This window comes from Eximiradius proteiniborus, from assembly GCF_058546985.1.
On the sequence record NZ_CM178592.1, the window covers coordinates 292,067 to 311,426 of the forward strand.

The 19,360-nt window shown below is 33.2% G+C and carries 18 protein-coding genes; 12 read left to right on the forward strand and 6 right to left on the reverse strand.

The features are described from left to right. The first annotated feature begins 80 nt into the window (after window positions 1–80). From ACY2LT_RS01245 to ACY2LT_RS01260, 4 genes are read left to right on the forward strand one after another with little or no spacing between them, the layout of a single operon-like run. Window positions 81–560 carry a hypothetical protein gene (locus ACY2LT_RS01245; RefSeq protein ID WP_491815826.1) on the forward strand — a complete coding sequence of 160 codons (480 nt, stop codon included), beginning with the start codon at window positions 81–83 and terminating at the stop codon, window positions 558–560. Continuing rightward, window positions 553–1,329 (forward strand): histone deacetylase family protein, encoded by a 777-nt coding sequence (locus ACY2LT_RS01250; RefSeq protein ID WP_491815827.1) that lies wholly within the window; start codon window positions 553–555, stop codon window positions 1,327–1,329. Before ACY2LT_RS01245 ends, ACY2LT_RS01250 begins: the two co-directional genes overlap by 8 nt. Before the next feature lie 10 nt (window positions 1,330–1,339). Beyond that, window positions 1,340–1,657: a GNAT family N-acetyltransferase gene (locus ACY2LT_RS01255; protein ID WP_491815829.1), complete on the forward strand. Its 318-nt coding sequence runs from the start codon at window positions 1,340–1,342 to the stop codon at window positions 1,655–1,657. Continuing rightward, window positions 1,644–2,390 (forward strand): UDP-2,3-diacylglucosamine diphosphatase, encoded by a 747-nt coding sequence (locus ACY2LT_RS01260; RefSeq protein WP_491815830.1) that lies wholly within the window; start codon window positions 1,644–1,646, stop codon window positions 2,388–2,390. Before ACY2LT_RS01255 ends, ACY2LT_RS01260 begins: the two co-directional genes overlap by 14 nt. A gap of 126 nt (window positions 2,391–2,516) precedes the next feature. Here the strand turns inward: ACY2LT_RS01260 and prfA are convergent, their stop codons facing one another. After that, on the reverse strand, window positions 2,517–3,590 hold the full coding sequence (prfA, locus tag ACY2LT_RS01265; RefSeq protein WP_491815831.1) for a peptide chain release factor 1: 1,074 nt from the start codon (window positions 3,588–3,590) through the stop codon (window positions 2,517–2,519). 112 nt (window positions 3,591–3,702) lie between these two features. On the opposite strand from prfA, the gene ACY2LT_RS01270 reads away from it, so the two are divergent. Beyond that, window positions 3,703–5,577 (forward strand): putative porin, encoded by a 1,875-nt coding sequence (locus ACY2LT_RS01270; RefSeq protein WP_491815832.1) that lies wholly within the window; start codon window positions 3,703–3,705, stop codon window positions 5,575–5,577. On the opposite strand, the gene holA is transcribed toward ACY2LT_RS01270, so the two are convergent. The 3 genes from holA to ACY2LT_RS01285 are packed head-to-tail and all read right to left on the reverse strand — an operon-like array spanning window position 5,574 to window position 7,997. Then, window positions 5,574–6,641, reverse strand: a complete 1,068-nt coding sequence (holA, locus tag ACY2LT_RS01275; protein WP_491815833.1) for a DNA polymerase III subunit delta — start codon at window positions 6,639–6,641, stop codon at window positions 5,574–5,576. The genes ACY2LT_RS01270 and holA overlap by 4 nt on opposite strands. Before the next feature lie 2 nt (window positions 6,642–6,643). After that, window positions 6,644–7,051 (reverse strand): response regulator, encoded by a 408-nt coding sequence (locus tag ACY2LT_RS01280; protein ID WP_491815834.1) that lies wholly within the window; start codon window positions 7,049–7,051, stop codon window positions 6,644–6,646. 10 nt (window positions 7,052–7,061) lie between these two features. Beyond that, window positions 7,062–7,997 (reverse strand): HD-GYP domain-containing protein, encoded by a 936-nt coding sequence (locus ACY2LT_RS01285; RefSeq protein ID WP_491815835.1) that lies wholly within the window; start codon window positions 7,995–7,997, stop codon window positions 7,062–7,064. 119 nt (window positions 7,998–8,116) lie between these two features. Between ACY2LT_RS01285 and ACY2LT_RS01290 the strand changes: the two genes are divergently transcribed. The 3 genes from ACY2LT_RS01290 (at window position 8,117) to ACY2LT_RS01300 (ending at window position 11,194) form a co-directional block, all read left to right on the forward strand. Next, window positions 8,117–9,328: a 6-phosphofructokinase gene (locus tag ACY2LT_RS01290; RefSeq protein WP_491815837.1), complete on the forward strand. Its 1,212-nt coding sequence runs from the start codon at window positions 8,117–8,119 to the stop codon at window positions 9,326–9,328. Between the two features lie 170 nt (window positions 9,329–9,498). After that, window positions 9,499–10,194, forward strand: coding sequence for a glycerol-3-phosphate 1-O-acyltransferase PlsY (gene plsY, locus ACY2LT_RS01295; protein ID WP_491815839.1), 696 nt, complete (start codon window positions 9,499–9,501; stop codon window positions 10,192–10,194). 1 nt (window position 10,195) lies between these two features. Continuing rightward, a complete protein-coding gene (locus ACY2LT_RS01300) occupies window positions 10,196–11,194 on the forward strand; it encodes an NAD(P)H-dependent glycerol-3-phosphate dehydrogenase (protein ID WP_491815840.1) in 999 nt (332 codons plus the stop codon). A gap of 1 nt (window position 11,195) precedes the next feature. On the opposite strand, the gene ACY2LT_RS01305 is transcribed toward ACY2LT_RS01300, so the two are convergent. Both ACY2LT_RS01305 and ACY2LT_RS01310 read right to left on the reverse strand, forming a co-directional pair. Continuing rightward, the gene (locus tag ACY2LT_RS01305; RefSeq protein WP_491815841.1) at window positions 11,196–13,121 is read right to left on the reverse strand and encodes a TonB-dependent receptor plug domain-containing protein; all 1,926 of its coding nucleotides are present in this window, start codon (window positions 13,119–13,121) and stop codon (window positions 11,196–11,198) included. 1 nt (window position 13,122) lies between these two features. Continuing rightward, window positions 13,123–14,196: a WG repeat-containing protein gene (locus tag ACY2LT_RS01310; RefSeq protein ID WP_491815842.1), complete on the reverse strand. Its 1,074-nt coding sequence runs from the start codon at window positions 14,194–14,196 to the stop codon at window positions 13,123–13,125. A gap of 116 nt (window positions 14,197–14,312) precedes the next feature. Between ACY2LT_RS01310 and purB the strand changes: the two genes are divergently transcribed. The 4 genes from purB (at window position 14,313) to flgG (ending at window position 19,356) form a co-directional block, all read left to right on the forward strand. After that, the gene (purB, locus tag ACY2LT_RS01315) at window positions 14,313–15,605 is read left to right on the forward strand and encodes an adenylosuccinate lyase (RefSeq protein ID WP_491815843.1); all 1,293 of its coding nucleotides are present in this window, start codon (window positions 14,313–14,315) and stop codon (window positions 15,603–15,605) included. 14 nt (window positions 15,606–15,619) lie between these two features. Further along, window positions 15,620–17,566 carry a sensor histidine kinase gene (locus tag ACY2LT_RS01320; RefSeq protein WP_491815845.1) on the forward strand — a complete coding sequence of 649 codons (1,947 nt, stop codon included), beginning with the start codon at window positions 15,620–15,622 and terminating at the stop codon, window positions 17,564–17,566. Window positions 17,567–17,762: 196 nt separating this feature from the next. After that, window positions 17,763–18,542 carry a flagellar hook-basal body protein gene (locus ACY2LT_RS01325; RefSeq protein WP_491815847.1) on the forward strand — a complete coding sequence of 260 codons (780 nt, stop codon included), beginning with the start codon at window positions 17,763–17,765 and terminating at the stop codon, window positions 18,540–18,542. Window positions 18,543–18,567: 25 nt separating this feature from the next. After that, entirely contained in the window at window positions 18,568–19,356 is a 789-nt protein-coding gene (gene flgG / locus ACY2LT_RS01330) for a flagellar basal-body rod protein FlgG (protein ID WP_491815848.1), read from the forward strand. Window positions 19,357–19,360: the final 4 nt, after the last annotated feature.

Sequence of the window (19,360 nt, forward strand, 5' to 3'; positions counted from 1 at the left end):
TTTCAATGACATTAATTAGTTGAATATTTTTTTAAGTAAATAATATATATTTGTGATTTGTTTAATATATCTTTAGTAAAATGAACAAAATCGACAACACTCAATTGATTATCTCTTATCGGCTTAATTTTTTTTCTAATCTGGGATATATTTTACTTATTTTTTCTTGTTTATTCCTGATTAATGAAAAGATGATTATTGCTGATTTTTCAAGTTATAGCATATTATATCTGGTAATATTTCTTTCGTTATCCTTAGTAATGATAATCATAGGCAATAGGCAAAGAAAAATAATATTCGATGACGAAAAATTTATTATGAGTAGTTCCGCTAAAAATAATACTTACTTCTATCGAGATTTGGATGAAGCATATTTGATAAAAAATCCTAAAAATAACAATTTAACTTTACGCTTAGTGTTCGTTGATCAGGCGAATGTTACCTTTTCCTCGTCCTATATAGGTACAGATAATATTAATCGAATATTTGAGTTTTTGAAAGAGAAAAACTCGAGCGTTCATTTCGATACTATTATTGATAGTGGCATTCGTTATGAGTAACATACATATTGTATATAGCGATGTATTTGAAAAAAATGACTATGAAAATTCTCCTGCTGCAATGAAAGGTAGGCTTTCAGGAATAATTGAATTACTAAAAACACAAAGTGATTATTCTTTTGTCCAGCCTCCAAATATCGATGATGCGGATATATTAAATGTTCACTTTCCTGAATATGTTCAAAAAATCAAATCGAACGATAATTTGTTTCAAATTGCCAAGCTGTCTGTGGCTTCAGCAGTCAAAGCTTCCGACCTTGCAATGGAAGGATTGCCTGCATTTTCTTGTGCTCGTCCTCCGGGGCACCACGCTTCAAGAGGAGACAGTTGGGGCTATTGTTATTTTTGCAATGTTGCAATTGCTCTGAAAAGATTGAGAAAACAAGGTAGAATTAATTCTGCTTTCGTTCTCGATTTCGATGCTCATACCGGCGACGGAACAATAGATTGCTTGTCAGACTGGAAAGAAGTAAAAATCTTAAATCCAATGGCGGACGATTCTCATAAATATTTAAAAGTAATTGATGAATATGTCGAAACATTATCCGATATTGATATTGTTGCTGTTTCGGCAGGCTTTGATTCTTATTTACTTGATGTTGGAAAAAAATTATCTACTTTTGATTTTTATGTGATTGGACGAAAAATGAAAGACCTTGCAAAAAAAATGGCTAAAGGACGTCGCTTTGCTGCGCTCGAAGGAGGTTATTATCTACCAGACTTGCCTAAAAATGTGCTTGCTTTTTGTGATGGTTTCAAAAATTCATAGATTTCTGATAATGAATCAAAATATTAGAATAGAGTTCATTCCAAGAGATGCCCAAAAGTCAAATTATGACTGGGCTAATATTTCCTGCGGCGACATAAGAGTTGGCAAAGCAAGATGTCAGATATCAGACGATACATTAATTATATACTCTATCAATATTTTCCCTGAATACGAGGGACGCGGTTTCGGTAAAACTTTTGTCGAATACGCAAAAAATCATTTTTCTAAAATTATTGCCGATAGAGTTCGTTTTTCTGCTATTGGATTTTGGGAAAAACTCGGTTTTATTGACAACAAAGACGGTAACTGGGTATATGAAAGACAATAATGGGAAAATTTATTTCATCTCGGATGTTCATCTTGGTTTTTTTAGCAGGGATTTCGATTATAAACGTGAAGAATTATTAATTACTTTTCTTGATAATATTCAGTCTGATTGCTTTGAATTAGTTATTGTAGGGGATTTATTCGATTATTGGTTCGATTATAAAACAGTTATTCCACGGGATTTTTATCTTATTCTATCCAAATTGAAGGAATTCTCTTCTTCTGGTATTCCTGTAACATATTTAATGGGTAATCACGATTTTGGGCATTATAATTTTTTCAAAAATGAACTCAAAATTAATGTTATAGAGCAAGACATTACTAAAATTTATTTTGGCAAAAAGTTCTATCTTTCTCACGGCGATGGCAAAGCATATAACGACAGAATGTATTTGATTCTCAAAAAAATATTAAGGAATAAATTCGCAAAGTGGCTATATTCCAAAATACATCCTGATTGTGGAATTAAACTTGCTTCCCACAGCTCGAGAAAAAGTCGTTCCTATACCTCGAATAAAAAATACGGCGAAATTGATGGTATGTTAGATTTTGCCAAAAATAAAATTCTAAATGATAATTATGATTTTGTTGTTATGGGTCATCGCCATAAAGCCGAAATTATTGATTTCGGAAAAGGTAAATATGTGAATTTAGGTGAGTGGTTAAAGAAGCCTTGCTATGGGGTTTTTGATGGGAATTCTTTTGATTTGATTTTTTTAGAAAAAAAATGGTGATAATTAACAAATTTGTTTATTTATTGCAGAAATTTTACAATTAATAATACTTTCTACTAAAAATGTTTAGTAAGAAAGTGTTAAGCTGTCTAATTAATTGTTAGTGTTTCAGAAATAAGAATAAATTTAGCTATTTTTTAGTATTTCCGCCCTTTCTGCAATTCGCAAAGCTTCTATAATTGGATCTAAGTCTCCGTCCATTACTTCTTTTAGTGAATAATTTTTTGCCTCGCCTTCTAATCTGTGGTCTGTAACACGATTTTGAGGATAATTATATGTGCGGATTTTTTCCGAACGATCTCCAGTCTTAACCATCGAGCGCCTTGATGAAGCTATTTCCTCTTGCTGTCTCTTTAATTCTATCTCATATAAACGCGAACGAAGAACTTTCATAGCTTTTTCTCGGTTTTTTAGCTGAGAGCGTTCATCTTGACAAGAAACAACAATTCCAGTTGGAATATGAGTTAATCGAACAGCTGTTTCCACTTTATTTACATTCTGTCCGCCAGCACCGCCAGAACGGAATATATCAATTCTCAGATCTTCTTCACGAATTTGAATATCAACTTCTTCTGCTTCGGGAAGCACTGCTACAGTTGCAGCTGATGTGTGAATACGGCCGCTTGCTTCAGTTTCCGGAACTCGCTGCACTCGATGAACACCACTTTCAAACTTCATCAATCCATATAATTCTTCACCACTCAGCGAAAAAATAATTTCCTTAAATCCACCTCGTTCGCTTTCATTGAAATCAATTATTTCCAATCGAAAACCCTTTTTATCGGCATATCTTTGATACATTCTAAATAAGTCGCCAGCAAAAATAGCCGCTTCGTCACCTCCAGTTCCGGCACGTATTTCAACAATACAGTTCTTATCATCATTTGGATCGCGAGGAATAAGAAGAAATTTCAGTTCTTCTTCCATCTTTTCGATTTGTTCCTGCAACTCAGATATTTCAATGTAAGCAAGATCTCTTAGCTCTGGATCGACGTCTTTCTGCTCTGTCAATTCTCTTGCTGAGTTTAAGTCGTCGCACAATTTAATGTATTTTTCACTTGCCTCTGCAACTGGCTTGATTTGCTTGATTTCTTTATTCAATTCTTTCAACAAACCGGGATTCATCGAATATTCTGGATTGTTTAATTTCCCTTCTAATTCTTTGTATTTTTCAAGCACCGACTTTAATTTTTCGTACATTTTTTCCTACTTGTTTCTTATGAAAACAACAAAAATACAAAATTTTTATTTTTTTTGAACCAAACTGATTATTTTTGTCTAATTGTTTTGTAATAATTAGCGTATGCAATAAATGTTTAAAAGACTTGTATCTCTATTGTTTCTTATATTTATATACGAACAGTCTCTTTCCAACGACACTTTGAAAATAAATATAAACGACACTCTCAAAATTATTCCATCTCGCTACCATGGTTCAGTTATTGATTATCATTCGATTATTAGTAAAAGAGATATTAATTACGATAATTTCTATTCTACAAGCGATATTATTTTCAAGAGAAATAGCTATTACAAATTGGATTTAGGTTTCCCCCGGCATAATACTTTTTTCTCTGCTTATTCTGGGAGCGTTCGAGATAATTCTGTTTGTTTTAATGGTGTCAGTCTATCAAGAATTGAATATGATTATTCAGAAATCAATCAAATTTCTCCTGAACAATTCGAAAATATTGAAATACTTGAAGGTTCAGATGCAGTTTTGCTTACAGGAAAATCTGTTTCTCTCAATTTTCAAGAGAAAATTTATAATACTGCTTCGCCTTTTACTAAATTTTGGTATTCTCAATCAGGTTATGAACTAATCGCCTCTGATGGTCAATTAAGTAAAAATATTACTCCGAAACTGAATTTTGTTTTTGGGTTCAGCAATTTAGGAGCGGACGGGCGTTATACTAATCAAGAAATAGAACATTGGCAGATCCGTTCAACATTACGGTATAATTTCGATAGCTTGAATTCATTATCTATTAATTATATTTTTAATAATAAAAAACACGGGTTAAATGGCGGAGTGGATGAAAATTCTTCCAATCCTGCTAATGAGTTCGAGACTAACGTTCTATTTAATGATTTTCGTGAAAGAAACTATACTACCGACCTGATTTTTTCAGTTTCATCTCATTCAAATGTCTCTCATTATTTATTCAATATCTTTTTCTCTCATCAAGATAATCAGCTTCGATTTGAAAACGAAGATAAAATCTTGCAAAATAAACCCGAAGGGAAAAGTATATACAATACTTTTCTTTATGGAGCGAACCTTTTGGTTGATTATCGATTGCTTCCATTCGTTAATTTGATGATTGGAGGTAGATTTGATCATTCTTCAATAGAAAAAAACAGCTTCACTCAATCGTTCGAAAAATTTTCTGGTAGTTCGTTTATCAAAGTCAAAATGCTTCTCACTGATAATATCAATTTTTCTTCTGGAATAAGATATGAAAGAAAATTCGACTACGATTTGTTTTCATATGCTGCTCGATTTACCTATGCTTTAACTGATTCCAGATACGAACTCGACTTTTCAAAGTTCCAGATACTTCCAAATCTATCTCAAGGACTGAATAGAGAAAGCGAGACAAATTATTTGCTTTTATTGAACTCTTATTGGAATAATTTAAATATTAAATCCACAATTTTCTATCGTCGAACAAATAATCCGCTGATTGCAAGGTTGTCATTAAACAAAAACTATGTAATTTATTCAGATGATTGCGATTGCAACAGTCGAAATTCTTTTGGTGTTTCGATATTATGGTCTGCTAAATTTTTCAATAAAATTTATTTAGATGCAAAAATAGTTTCGCAGTATTCAGAAACAAACAGTCGCCAGGAATTATATTCCCCATTGTTTTACTCTTACTTTTCTGCAGCATACGAATACACTGTAGGAAATAGCATCCTGAAAGCAGGCTTAGAAGCTGAAATATATTCTCCAATTAAGGGATTATACTTTTATCCGATTAGTAAAGATTTTGTAGAAACAGATTCCGAAGGGAAATGGCTTGGCAACGGGCTAAATGCTTTTGCTGCGCTAAAACTCGGCAATGCATTCTTAAGGCTGAGTTTCGAGAATGTTTTGGGGCAGTATTATTACAGGGTGAGAAACTATCCTATGCTCGATAGAGTTTTTCATCTATCGGTAACTTGGTCTTTTAATGATTAGTTGCAGTTAATAATCTTTTCGATTAGATTTTGCATAGTTAAAATATTATTTCCACCTGACGATTTTAATTCGAAATCTGCTTCGCAAAGTGCTATAATAGCATTTTCAGCAGCTTTATTAGAATAAATTTTCGCAGGTTCAATATAATCTTTTATAAAATATGAATTCACTCCAATTGCGTCAGCAATTTCTTTTGTATCCTTTGTTTTATTAAGCAGTTCTTGCACCTTCCAAATTGCAGTAAAATATCGCGTTAGCATTGTAATTATAAGCATTTCCTGACGTTCGCTTGCAAGCATATTAAATAATATTTCATTTGCAAGTGCAATGTTTTTAGATCCTATCGCATTTTGTAATTCGAACACATTATTAGTTCGTCTATTCCCGGTAACTTTTGATATGTCATCAATAGAGATTTCCTTGCTCTCACCAACAAACAAACAAATTTTTTCAATTTCATTAGCAATATCGCGTAATTCTCCGCTCGAAAGTGCATACAAAAGATTTGCAGCTTCTTGCGATATTTGCTTCCCGTAAGTTTTGAATCTGTCTTTTATCCAGCTTATTATTTGATTATCATAAAGTTTAGGAAATTCTATCCAATCATAATTTTTCAATAGTACATTGTAAGGGAATTTTGCTTGTTCTATCATTTTTTCAAATTTTGCTTTGTTCTTGCCAGAAAGCCCAGTTCCAATACCAGAAAAAGTGTCGATAAAAGCTACGAATATCAAAATAGAAAAATCTGATGGATTGTTCAAGTATTTAGCTAACGAAGAATTTTTATCTGCTTTTTTACTGCGACCTGTAAATAGTTTTTCTACATTTTTCACAACAACAAGTCGCTTCTCGCTCATCATTGGAAATGAGGAACATCTTTCTACAATTGTTCTTTCGTCTATTTCTCCACCATCCAACAAATCAAAATCAGAAGGATTCTTCCTATCAGGGCAAAAGGCATTTATTAGCTTATCTAGCGCTTCTCCAAGAAGAAATTCCTCCTGACCGAAGAGAAAAATTACTGGACTTTTTTTATTGATTATTTCATCTATACTTTTTAACATTCCTATATACCAATATCACGTTTCAGAGGCAAAAATGGCTTCAATTTCTTCACAATAATTTCAGTCGTCGTAGGCTTTTTTATAAAATCATTGATTTTCCATTTAACTAATTCTGCAACAAGTGTTGAAGTGCTAAGTGCTGTAAAAGCAATTGTTGGAATATCTTTTGTTCCTTCAATTGAACGAATGTTTTTTAATGCAGTAAACCCGTCCATTACAGGCATCTGCATATCAAGAATTATCAAATCAGGATTAATTTTGGGTATCATTTCAAATGCTTCACCCGGATTTTCTGCAAGATGTACATTAGCATAAAAATATAATTCTATTACTTTTTTCATCATCATACGATAGGCTTCGCTATCGTCTATAACAAGTACATTTGCTAGATCTCCTGCTTCTTTTGGCATATTTCAAATCCTATTTTAATACAAGAATTTTCATCGGTAATTGATCATTTTCAGCAAAACGAACTAATGCCGGTATCATTTCTTTCTTTACAGCTTCACCTTTTGCTGCAATTAATATTCCTTGTTTGGTATAATAATCTTCTGCAAATACCATTCCAGGTTCAATTTTATTTATAGGTACTCTCATAACTGCTTTTTGTCCCAAACTCATTCGTTCTGCTTGAATAATATCAATAAATACTTCTACAACTTTTTTTTCAAATAATATTCCACGCCGATTGAATAGAAAATTTAATGCAAAATTATATTTAGCTCGCGTTGCTTCCAAAAAAGCATTTATATCCATAACCATAGAAGGTCGTGATAGCGCACCAGAACGCGTTCTTGTTTTTTTATATACCGTATTATGAAAGAAATTGACAACACTGATTATTTTTGCTGCCGGAAGTATGCTATCTTCTTTCAATCCTTGAGGGAAACCCGAACCGTCAAGTTTTTCGTGGTGCTGATGCACAATATTCGCAATATTCTCCAAATGTTTATGCTTTTTTAGTAGATAAACTCCAACATCTACATGATATTTATAATGCTCATACTCAAGTGGCGACATTTCATTTATATTTTTATGAAGAGCGGAATCAAAAAAAGTAATTTTCCCAATATCGTGCAGCAATGCAGCAATTTTTAGTTCATATGTTGATTCTTCATCCATCCCAAGTTCTTCGGCTACCATTACACATTTTTCTGCGATAAATCGTGAATGACTCCCGTCATAAAATCTTTCTGTCAATAACGTTATCGAAGACAAAACTTCAATATTATCAATAAAAGTTTGAGCGAGCATATCACTCAATTCTTCGATAAGTTGCTCCTTTTCATCTTTTTTCTCAAAGGAATTTTCATTCAAAATATTTTCTTCTGTATTATTTATATTTTGCTCATCCATCTTTTACAAAAAATAAAAATTTGAACTGTAATTATTATGATTATTTTTTAACTTGTAAATTTAATAAATATTGTATAAAATTACATAATACAATTGTTTAAAATTAGAGAGGAGTTTAAATGAACAAAATTAAAAGATTGGGTGTTATTACAAGCGGCGGCGATTGTGGAGGATTAAACGCTGTAATCAATGGTGCCGCTCGAATGGCTTTAAGAAATAACATTGAACTTGCTATTATTCCAAATGGTTACGCGGGTTTATATAATTTGATTAATCTCGATTTGGTAATTATGGATGAATCTCGTATTGACAGAATTCATTCAGGAGTTGCTGGTTCGGAAGCAGGGCATTCAAGAGTTAAAATTAGCAAAATAAAAGACGAGAATAAATATGATAGAATACGCGATGGCTTAAAAAAGCACGGAATCGATGGTTTAATTATTGCTGGCGGTGATGATACGGGGTCAGTAGTTGTAGATCTTTACAATAATGGTATTCCTTGTGTGCACGTTCCGAAAACTATGGATCTAGACTTGCAAACATATTCAGTAGGTGGCGATTCAACAATTAACCGTATTGCTAAATTTACTGATGAACTGCGAACAACCGGTCTTACCCATAATCGCGCTCTAATTATAGAGGTATTCGGTAGATATGCTGGACACACTGCATTTCGAGGTGGAGTAGGTGCTGACGCCGATTGTATTCTTATCCCCGAAATCAATGCAGATTACGAAATCGTTTACCAGCACTTCAAGAAAACATATATTAATCGTTTAATTCACTCCGATGTTAAAGGTTCTACTTATATTATTGTTGCAGCTGAAGGTGTTAAAGATAAAGAAGGCAGATATTTTACAGATTCAACCGCTGGTCAGGATTCTTTCGGACATCAAAGATTATCTGGTGTTGGGCAATACATTCGCAAGCAATTGGAATTCTTTATGAAGCAAGATCCCGATTGGTCGGATGTTCTTAAACGTGAAGGTATTTATGTCGATGGAATTTATATGTACCCCGAAATTAGAGAAGTTCAACTCGGTCATTTAGTAAGAGCTGGGGGAACGACTGCTTACGATGTTGCTTTCGGCAAGCAAGGAGGCGGAGCGGCTGTGCTTCTTCTTCTTGAAGGTATTTACGGAGTTACTGTTGTCGGAGTAGAAGGTAACGAGATTTCTTATTTACCTACATCAGAGGCAATCAAACAGAGATACGTTGATCTTCAAGAAATTGCTTTCTACGAACAACTTGGAGTATGTTTCGGTCGTGAAGTGAAAAATTATGACCCAATTTTCAAGCGTCACGAAGGTGTAATCCATAGATATTTATAGTTTTGTTTCGAGCAGTAGGCAAAAAATTGCCTACTGCTTCTTTTTATCATATAATATTTATTGAATATTAGCGTTAATTATAATTATGTTAATGCTTATGTTTGAATAATATAATTTTTTAAGTTATTTTTGTTATCTTGTTTTTGTGTATTTTGTGTTAAGTTTGTTTTATGGAAGCTATTCTTAAAATTTTAATCGTATCATTATTCAGCTATTTGTTAGGTTCTTTTCCAACTGCAGTAATTATCAGCAAACGTTTTTTCGGTTTCGATATTCGGGAGAAAGGTAGTGGTAATATGGGCAGTACCAATGCATTTCGTGTCTTAGGTTGGAAATGGGGGCTTACAGTTCAAATTATTGATATTTTGAAAGGTGTTCTTGCTGTTGTTGTGATTGCACCAGTTATCGCAAATGGGATTTCATTTCCAAATACTACCGGTTTTGAAAATATTACAATTGTAAAAATAATTGCTGGCATTTCTGCAATTTTAGGACACGTTTTTTCAGTTTTTGTCGGATTTAAAGGTGGCAAAGGAATAAACACTGCTGCTGGTATGATGGTGGCTATTCTTCCGGTTGATGTTTCAATTGCACTGGGTATATTCATCCTTGCAGTGATTTTTTCTGGTTATATTTCTCTGGGTTCTATTGCTGCCGCCTTTACTCTGCCTTCTTCTTTGATTGTGAGATATAATTTATTCCACGTGAACATTCCTAATTATGAAATTCTTGTTTATTTTTCTTTTCTTATTACTTTACTAGTGATTTATACTCACCGTTCAAATATCAAACGTCTGCTTAGAGGGCAAGAAAATCGCTTCAAAAATTTACATCTAATCAGAATTTTCGGTAAGGCGGATAAGTAATTTGAAAAAAGTTTTCGTTATCGGTGCAGGTGGCTGGGGAACGACACTTGCAAATCTGTTGTCTTATCAATTTGATGTATTGCTCTGGGCTCACGAAAAAGAAGTAGCAGAAGAGATAAACTCTTTTCATATAAATAGCACTTTTCTTCCCGGAATTACATTAAATTCAAATCTAATATCCACTAACTCGCTCAGCGAGTTCGATCAATATGATTTTATTGTAAATGCTGTTCCTACTCAATATATTCGTTCCATATATTCAACATTGGCTGATATTGATTTTTCAAATAAAATACTTATTAATACCTCAAAAGGTATCGAACAGAATACAACTTACAGAATATCTCAGATTTTCTTTGAAACAACAAATTTGCCGGAAGATAATTTTGTTGTTCTCAGTGGCCCATCGCACGCCGAAGAAGTTTCGAGAAAAATTCCAACAACAGTTGTAGCGGCTTCAAGTGATATTTCCAAAGCAAAACTTTGTCAGGAAATGTTCTCTACTCCTGAATTCCGCGTGTATTCATCCAATGATGTAGTTGGGACCGAAATTGGTGGAGCCTTAAAAAATGTTTTGGCAATTGCTTCTGGTATTATTGATGGTCTCGGCTATGGGGATAATACCAAAGCTGCTCTAATTACACGCGGACTTGCAGAGATTGTCCGACTTGGTGTTGCTTGTGGTGCTCATCCTTGGACTTTTTCTGGTTTATCTGGTTTAGGAGATTTATTTGTTACTTGTAATAGCAAACACAGTAGAAACAGACTGGTTGGCGAACTGATTGGCAAAGGAAAATCTCTGTCCGAAATCACATCTTCTATGAAAATGGTTGCCGAAGGTGTTGCTACTACCATTTCCGCTATCGAGCTTGGCGAGCGACATAGTGTGGAACTTCCTATTACTCAGCAAGTATATCGCATACTTTTTGAGAACTTATCTCCTAAAGAAGCAATAAATGAATTGATGAACCGCGAAAGCAAGCACGAATGGGTCTGGTAAACTAATACTTAATATTTATCCCAATTATGAATTGCCTTTTCGGCATCGGATAATTTGGAATAATCTCATATTGTTTGTCGAGAGCATTCTTGCAATCCATAATTATATTCAACTCTGTATTCTTTATTTTCACAGGGATTATTAAGCCAAAGTCGAATAGAAAATAATTCGGTAATATACTATTATTATTGTTTTCTTGATCAGTATATCTGAATGATGTGTAGTCAAAATCTACTGAAAATTTAATGTATTCAAAATTCATTAACAAATAACCATTTAAAATTTCCTGCGGTGTCAAAATTAACTGTTTGTTGTAAAAGAGGGAACCTTTCGTCTTATTGATTGATGATTGCAGTGTCCAATTAATCCCAATTTTTTCAAGAAAAATTTCAGTGTAATTCCCAAAAATTGACAGTTCCATTCCTTTGTGTTCTACTTTATCAATATTTGCGGCACTCCACGAGACAGGACTTTTGGGAATTGCAATGATTTGGTCTCTTGTTTCTATTAAGAAAGTACTAAAATCAACTTGAACTCTTTCAAGGAAATTACCGCCAATAGTAAGTGTGTAATTCAAGGATTTCTCAGGTCGCAAATCTTTTGTTCCGTAGTTCAGATAATACATTTCGTTGAAACTTGGTTTTCTATAATTATATGAGTTCAGAATTTTCATATAGAAATCATTGTAATCAATTTTTATCCCAATTGATGGAGAAAGTGCTGGTCGCCCATCATCAAAAAAATCAGCTCTTGATGAAATGTTTGATGTTAATTTTAATTTGTAAAGATATAAAATGTTCGAATAACTTGCTGTAACAAATGGATTTGTTCGATGAACTTTATTCCCTGCTTTTGGATCGAGCATATCACCTTCGAGTAACGAATAATTAGCTCCTGTTTTTAATAATATCTCATTATTATCAAAAGAGCACACTATTTTTGACTGAACAATAAAATCATTAGTTTCAAATATATTATCTGTGCCACTTCCATTTATTGATGGCAGTTCAGGGTCAATAAAATGCATATATGAATATCTATATGCTACATCGAGCCCTATCAAAAAATACTCAGAATGAACGTAATCATAACTACTTTTTGCAAATACTTTCTGTTCACTCAAATTTGCTTTGGTCGATTCAATTCTTCCTTGCAAAACAGCTCCGGGAACTCCTCTTTTGGAATTTTCATATATAATAGTGTTCCTAAAATTATTATTGTTGTTCAAATACTCATTACTATATGAAAAAGTGAGATTTTTATATGAATTGTTAGTTCTTCTTACTGTCTTCTTTTCGCCAAATTGTAAGAATTCAAAAGGATAATCACCAGAACTATTGGTCCAATCAATATTTATTGAGTTTTTTACAGAACTGGTTTTAAAATTATACGAAGACATTAGCTGGGTTTCAGCAAAAGACGTGTGCTTTACACACAATTCAAATTCGTTATTATCAGCAATTTTAGGTACAAAATTAATTGCTCCGGCAATTGAATTGCTTCCAAAAGAACTGCTCGCTCCGCCTCGTGTTACCTCAACTTTATCTATTATGCTTAGTGGTATTCCTGTCAGATTGAAACTACCATTTTGAATGGAATTCAGTGGAATTCCATCAAATGCTATAACTGTTTGCATAGAGTTAGTTCCGCGCAATGTAACAGTTTTTAATCCTCCAAGCCCTCCATAGTTTTTAATAAAAACTCCTGGTGATTTCGACAATACTTCACTTATCTGAAAAAAATTTGACCGTTCTATATCAGATCTTGTCAGAATATTTATTGCAGAAAATTCAAGTTCCTTTTGCGATAAACTTTTTTTACCTTCAATATTGATTTGGTTAAATCTAAATACTTTACTTGTATCTGTTTCCTCACCAAGTAATTTAAACGAAGCAAAGAACATCAATAAAATTATAATTCGATTCATATTACTGGAAGTTAAAGAATTTTCTGTTACTTCTAAAATCTACAAGTATTTCGAATCTATTGAATGTAATAATGTAATTTCCTTTCTTGTCTATATATCCAGCTTTTTTGTTCTGTCTGTCTATTACAAACGCTAAACCATTTTTAAAACTATCTGCATCATTAAATTGAAAATCTATGACTGTTTTGCCGTTTTTATCAATATATCCCCATAACTTATCTTTTTGAACTGCCGCTAATCCTTCGCTAAAATCCAGAACATTTGAATAAATGTAGCTTTCTATCATTCTTCCGTCTTTATCAATGAATCCCCACGTTAGTTTATAGTCATCATCTAAAATACCTACAAAAGCTCTATCTTCAACAAAATTTCTTGCTTCATCAAATCGGTGTGCAATTACTAAATCACCTTGTTTATTAATAAAACCAAAACCATTTTCACCAAATACCTTGCATAAACCCTCAGAAAAAATGCCAGCTTCGTAATATTTCAATGGAATAATAATTTCGCCACTTTTATTGATGAAACCAACTTTCATATCTGCATTCGAAACAGCAGCCAATCCCTCTGAAAATCTGTAACCAACAAGTGTATCTGGAATTTGAATGGCAAATTCTGCGTTTAAATTTATGTATCCTTTCCTGTTATAATCATCGATATATGCCAGAGAATCTGAAAATTCTAATGCGTCGGGCAAAACATTCTCAAAAATAGTTTTCCCGTTACTATCAATCAAGCCATACAATCGTTGTGTTCCTTTTTCATCCAAATACTTAACAGTCAATGCATAACCTTGGTTGAAGTGAAATGGAAGCGATGTGTTCACTTTAAACAGTTCTTTTCCTTTTGTATCGAAATAAGCGAAATATGCTGTATCTTTAGTTCGTTTCCGGGCAGCAAATTTCCCTTCAGAATAATGCGATATGCCATCTAAAATCATTGGCTTACACATTTCTTTGCCATCTTCGGTTAAAAAATACCAGATGTTTTCAACCCTAAATGCACAAAGTGGCTGACTTGCATTCGCTACTGTGGCACAAAAAATCGTTATTAATGCTGACCAAAATAATTTCACTTCTAACCTCAGAAAATAGTAAATGTTAAAAATGTGCCATAATTTAATTAAGAAAAATAAAGATTTTTATTTAATTTTGATAATAATTTGTATTAATTAATTAGTATTTTCTTAATATGGTTGAAAGATATACACTGCCAGAAATGGCTCAAATATGGTCAGAAAAAAATAAATTCAATATCTGGCTCGAAATTGAAATCCTTGCTTGCGAAGCACAAGTGAAACTTGGTATAGCACCTCCTGAAATTATCAGTGAAATAAGAAGCAAAGCAAAAATAAACATTAATCGAATTAATGAAATTGAACAAACAACTAAACACGATGTTATTGCTTTCCTAACAAGTATTGAAGAACAAGTTGGTGAACCATCTCGTTTCATACATTTGGGTATGACTTCTTCTGATGTTCTCGATACATCTCTTGCTGTTCAAGCTAAACAAGCTGGTGAACTTATTCTTCAGGAACTCCAAAATTTAGAGCAAGTTTTAATTAGACGTGCCAATGAATTCAAATATACTGTTTGTATTGGACGTAGCCACGGCGTTCACGCTGAGCCTATGACCTTCGGCTTGAAATTTGCTCTATGGTTGGATGAATGTCGAAGAAACATAAACAGAATGAAGCAAGCAATTGATGAAATTTCAGTTGGCAAAATTAGTGGTGCAGTCGGAACTTACGAGCATATCCCTCCATTTATTGAAGAGTATGTTTGCGAAAAATTAGGCTTGCGTCCTTCAATAATATCTACTCAAGTTGTTCAACGTGATCGCCATGCTCAGTTTTTGCATTCAATTGCTATGATTGGCTCTATGCTCGAAAAAATTGCTACAGAAATTCGTCATTTACAAAGAACAGAAGTTCTCGAAGCAGAAGAATATTTTTCTAAAGGTCAAAAAGGTAGCTCAGCTATGCCACATAAACGCAATCCGATTAGTAGCGAAAATATATGTGGTCAAGCAAGGCTTCTTCGCACAAATGCTTTGGCTGCAATCGAAAATAATGCCCTTTGGCACGAACGAGATATTTCTCACTCGTCAGTTGAGCGGATAATTTTCCCTGATAGCACAATCTCTTGTCATTACATACTTCGCCGTGCAATTAATCTTCTTGATAATCTAATCGTTTATCCTGAAAATATGATGAGAAATCTTGAAATTACAAACGGATTATATAATTCTCAAAAAGTTCTTCTTGCTCTTGCTCGTAAAGGTCTAAAAAGACAAACTGCCTATGAATTAGTTCAGAAATCTGCAATGCGAACCTGGAACGAAAAAATTCCATTCTTACAGTCTCTCAAAGAAAATAAAGATTTAATGCAATATTTTTCTGATGAAGAATTATTAAACCTATTTGATTTTAAAGAAATTTTCAAAAGTGTCGATTATATATATTCTAAGTTGAATATATAATTTTTTATTTGTTTATGAAAAGAGAAGAAATATATAATCAGTTCATTGAAAAGATGAACAATGCTTTTGTATTATTAGAAATTGTTCCGATTGAACACGATAAGTTTGATTATATTTTTTTTGATGCTAATAAAGCATTTGAGGATTTTTTTGAAGTTTCAAGAAGTGATTTTCTGAACAAAAGTATAAGTAAATTATCTTTTCTTTTTTCCTCTGATATTTTTGCTTTTATAGATAAACTATCAATTATTACAGTGCCAAGTGTTTTTGAACTTTCAAACAAAAATACCAACCATTACTATGAAATTACAGTCTATCCTCTGGATAAAAAGTTTTTGGCACTGCAAATTGTTGATATTACTAAACGAAAATTGTTGGAAAAATCTTGCTTTGATAGTGAAGAAAAATATCGGACTTTAGCAGATAAATCTCCAATTTCTATCATAGTATTAGACAATTCGGGCAAAGTTAGATTCGCTAATGATTACTTTTTTTCAAATTTTTTACGCAATAAGTATAGAAAAGAAATTGTTTTAGACAAAGAACTGTCTTTGCAAGGTTTTTGTTCAGCTGACTACTGCAATGAAATAAAAAAAGTTCTTCAAAATCATATCATTGAATTAAAAGATGTGGAAGTGAAAATCGATGAAATTCAAGAACCGATATTTTGCAATATTCGTGGTGTTCCACTCCTACATAATGATGAAATTAATGGTGGTATTATTATTATTGAAGATATTACTGAAAAGAAACTTGCTGAAAAAAATCTTCAAAATAAGACTTTTGAACAACAATTGTTGCTTGATAATGTCGACTTGCTTATTTGGTATATGAATTCTCCTTCTTCTATAAAACTCTTTAATCATTCTTTTGCAGATTTTTTTGGTGTAGAACAAATTCCTTCTGCTATTGCACTGGATGAGTTCCTTCCTCACTTTGAAGCTGCGGAATTAATAGAAATTTTTAGAAAAGTCTGGAAAAGCAAATATCCTCAATATTTCGACAAATTTATTTTCAATAAATTAGGTAATAAGCGACTTCTTAAAATTAAGGTTACTCCAAAAGTTAATTTCCAAACTAATGAAGTTGAATTTTTAGTTTGCTCTGCTATGGATATTACTGAGCAACGAAGAAACGAAGAAGAGATGAAAAATTTAATCGTTGCTCTTAAACTATCAAATAGACTGACGGACGAGAGAGCAACTGAAATTATGGAGCTTAATAAACAACTCCGAAATTCTAAAGAACAATTAAAAGCAACGCTTGCTGCCAAAGATAAGTTCTTTTCTGTCATTGCCCATGATTTGATTTCTCCTTTCCAGGGATTTATGAGTTTAACAAAATATCTATCTACCAATATTAGTCAGCTTTCTTCGAAAGATATTCAAGATCTTGCTGCAGCTCTTAATAATTCTGCTGTTAATCTCCATAAGCTCCTTGATAATTTGCTCAATTGGTCTCGTATTCAACGTGGTAAAATTAGATATATGCCCGAATTTATAGATTTATTCCAGATTGTTGAACTAAATAAATCGCTTTTTACTGCTACTGCTGACGCAAAAAAAATATCTTTACACAATGAAGTGAATAATTCCATTAAGGTTTTCTCTGATTTAAATATTTTAAATACAATTCTTAGAAACTTAATTTCTAATGCAATTAAGTTTACTCACTATGGCGGTAACATTTGGATAGGTTGTCAAACAATTGATGAAAATTTCGTTGAACTTTACGTAAAAGATGATGGTGTCGGAATGGATGAAGCTGCCTTAGATAATTTATTTAAAATAGATAGCTATAATTCTACTCTTGGAACTGCTAATGAAGTAGGCACAGGTCTTGGATTGGTACTTTGCAAAGAAATTGCTGAAATAAATCAAAGTTCTATCAGAGTGGAAAGCACGTTAGAAGTAGGTTCCACTTTTTATGTTAAACTTCCTATAAAAGAAATGCAAAAATAATATCCATTTTGGTGGTTATTTTTGTTCATTCATAAACATCCTGCTTAATATTCAACTTGTATTTTTCTTGTCTCCGAAGTTGCTAACTGCTTAAATTCCAATTGATTAATGAAGTTGTGCTTTTCGCAAATCAACTAAATATTCTAATGGCATAATCATTGTTGAATAAGTTTTAGTTTTTCAAGGATGAAACGAAATGTTAAAGGAGTTTTTTACAGCAGCTCTTGGTATGCTCAATCAGCAGACCAGACTTGAAGTAACAGCAAACAACATGGCAAATGCCAATACTACTGGTTTCAAAAGGCAAGGTGTTTTCGAAAGAAATCTTATCGATGCACGTGCAAACTTTTACAACGTTAAAGGTGATGTCGAGCAAAATGATCCGCCAATTGGTTCTTATACTGTATTTGAAGCAGGAAGCTTCCAGCAAACAGACAATCCATTGGATTTAGCTATACAAGGGGATGGTTTCTTTGTTCTGAAAGATATCGAAGGGAAGGATTATCTAACCAGAGCAGGGAATTTTACAATCAACACGGATGGGGAAATAATTGCCAAGGATGGCAAAAAGTTACAAGGATATGGCGGTGATTTGGTGATACCAAAAGAATTCCTGATTTCAAAGGAAGGTTTCACAGATTTCAAATCAGTTGATATTAAAATCACTGAAAATGGACACGTGTTTGCCAATAATCGTGAAATTGGCACCATAATCATCGCCAAACCCCAGGACAACAACACAATCCAACGCATTTCTAATCAGCATTTCATCGCTAAATGGATGGCAGATGTAGAACCTGTCAATCCTGATGATGTTGTTATTAAACAAGGATGGATTGAAGGCTCAAACGTTAATGTTGTTAAAGAAATGGTCGAACTTATTGAACTTCAACGTATGTTCGAAGCTGGTAGTAAAGTAATTGCTACCAATGATAGTACACTCGATAAAAGTATTGCAATAGGAAGATATCAATAATTAAAATAAACAAGGATGTTTTATTATGGACAAAACATTAAGAACAGCGTCAACCGGGCTTTCATCCCAGCAGCGTTATGTGGAAATTATCGCTAATAATATTGCAAATGTAAATACTACTGGGTTCAAAAAAGTTCGCCCTGAGTTTCAGGATTTGCTTTATGAAACACTTCGTCCGGCTGGCAATGTAGCCCGTTCAGGGGTTGAGCCTCTTAATGAAGTTCAAATTGGTTCAGGAACTGAACTTGTTGCAACAACAAAAATATTCAAGCAAGGCGATATTACTTCTACAAACAATCCACTGGATATGGCGATTAATGGCGAAGGCTTCTTTGTTATTCGCAAGCCCGATGGAAATATCGTCTATACTCGTGATGGTTCTTTCCAACTTGATAGAAATGGACAAATAGTTACTTCCCAAGGATATTCTCTCGACCCGGGATTCACTATTCCTTCGGATGCAATTGAAATTCAAATTACAAGAGATGGTGTGGTTAGCATTCTTACCGAAAATTCCACTGATGCTACCGTTTTGGGACAAATTGAGCTTGCTCGTTTTATCAATCCTGCTGGTCTTAAATCAGTCGGAGATAATTTTTACCAGGAAACCCCTGCCTCTGGACAACCATTTTTCGAAGTTCCCGGAACTAACAATACAGGTGAAATTATTCAGCACCACCTTGAATCTGCTAACGTTGATATTGTTGAAGAAATGGTTAATATGATTACTGCTCAGCGAGCTTATGAATTAAATTCAAAATCTGTAAAAACTGCTGACGATATTCTTTCAACTGCTGTTAATCTTAAACGGTAGCTAA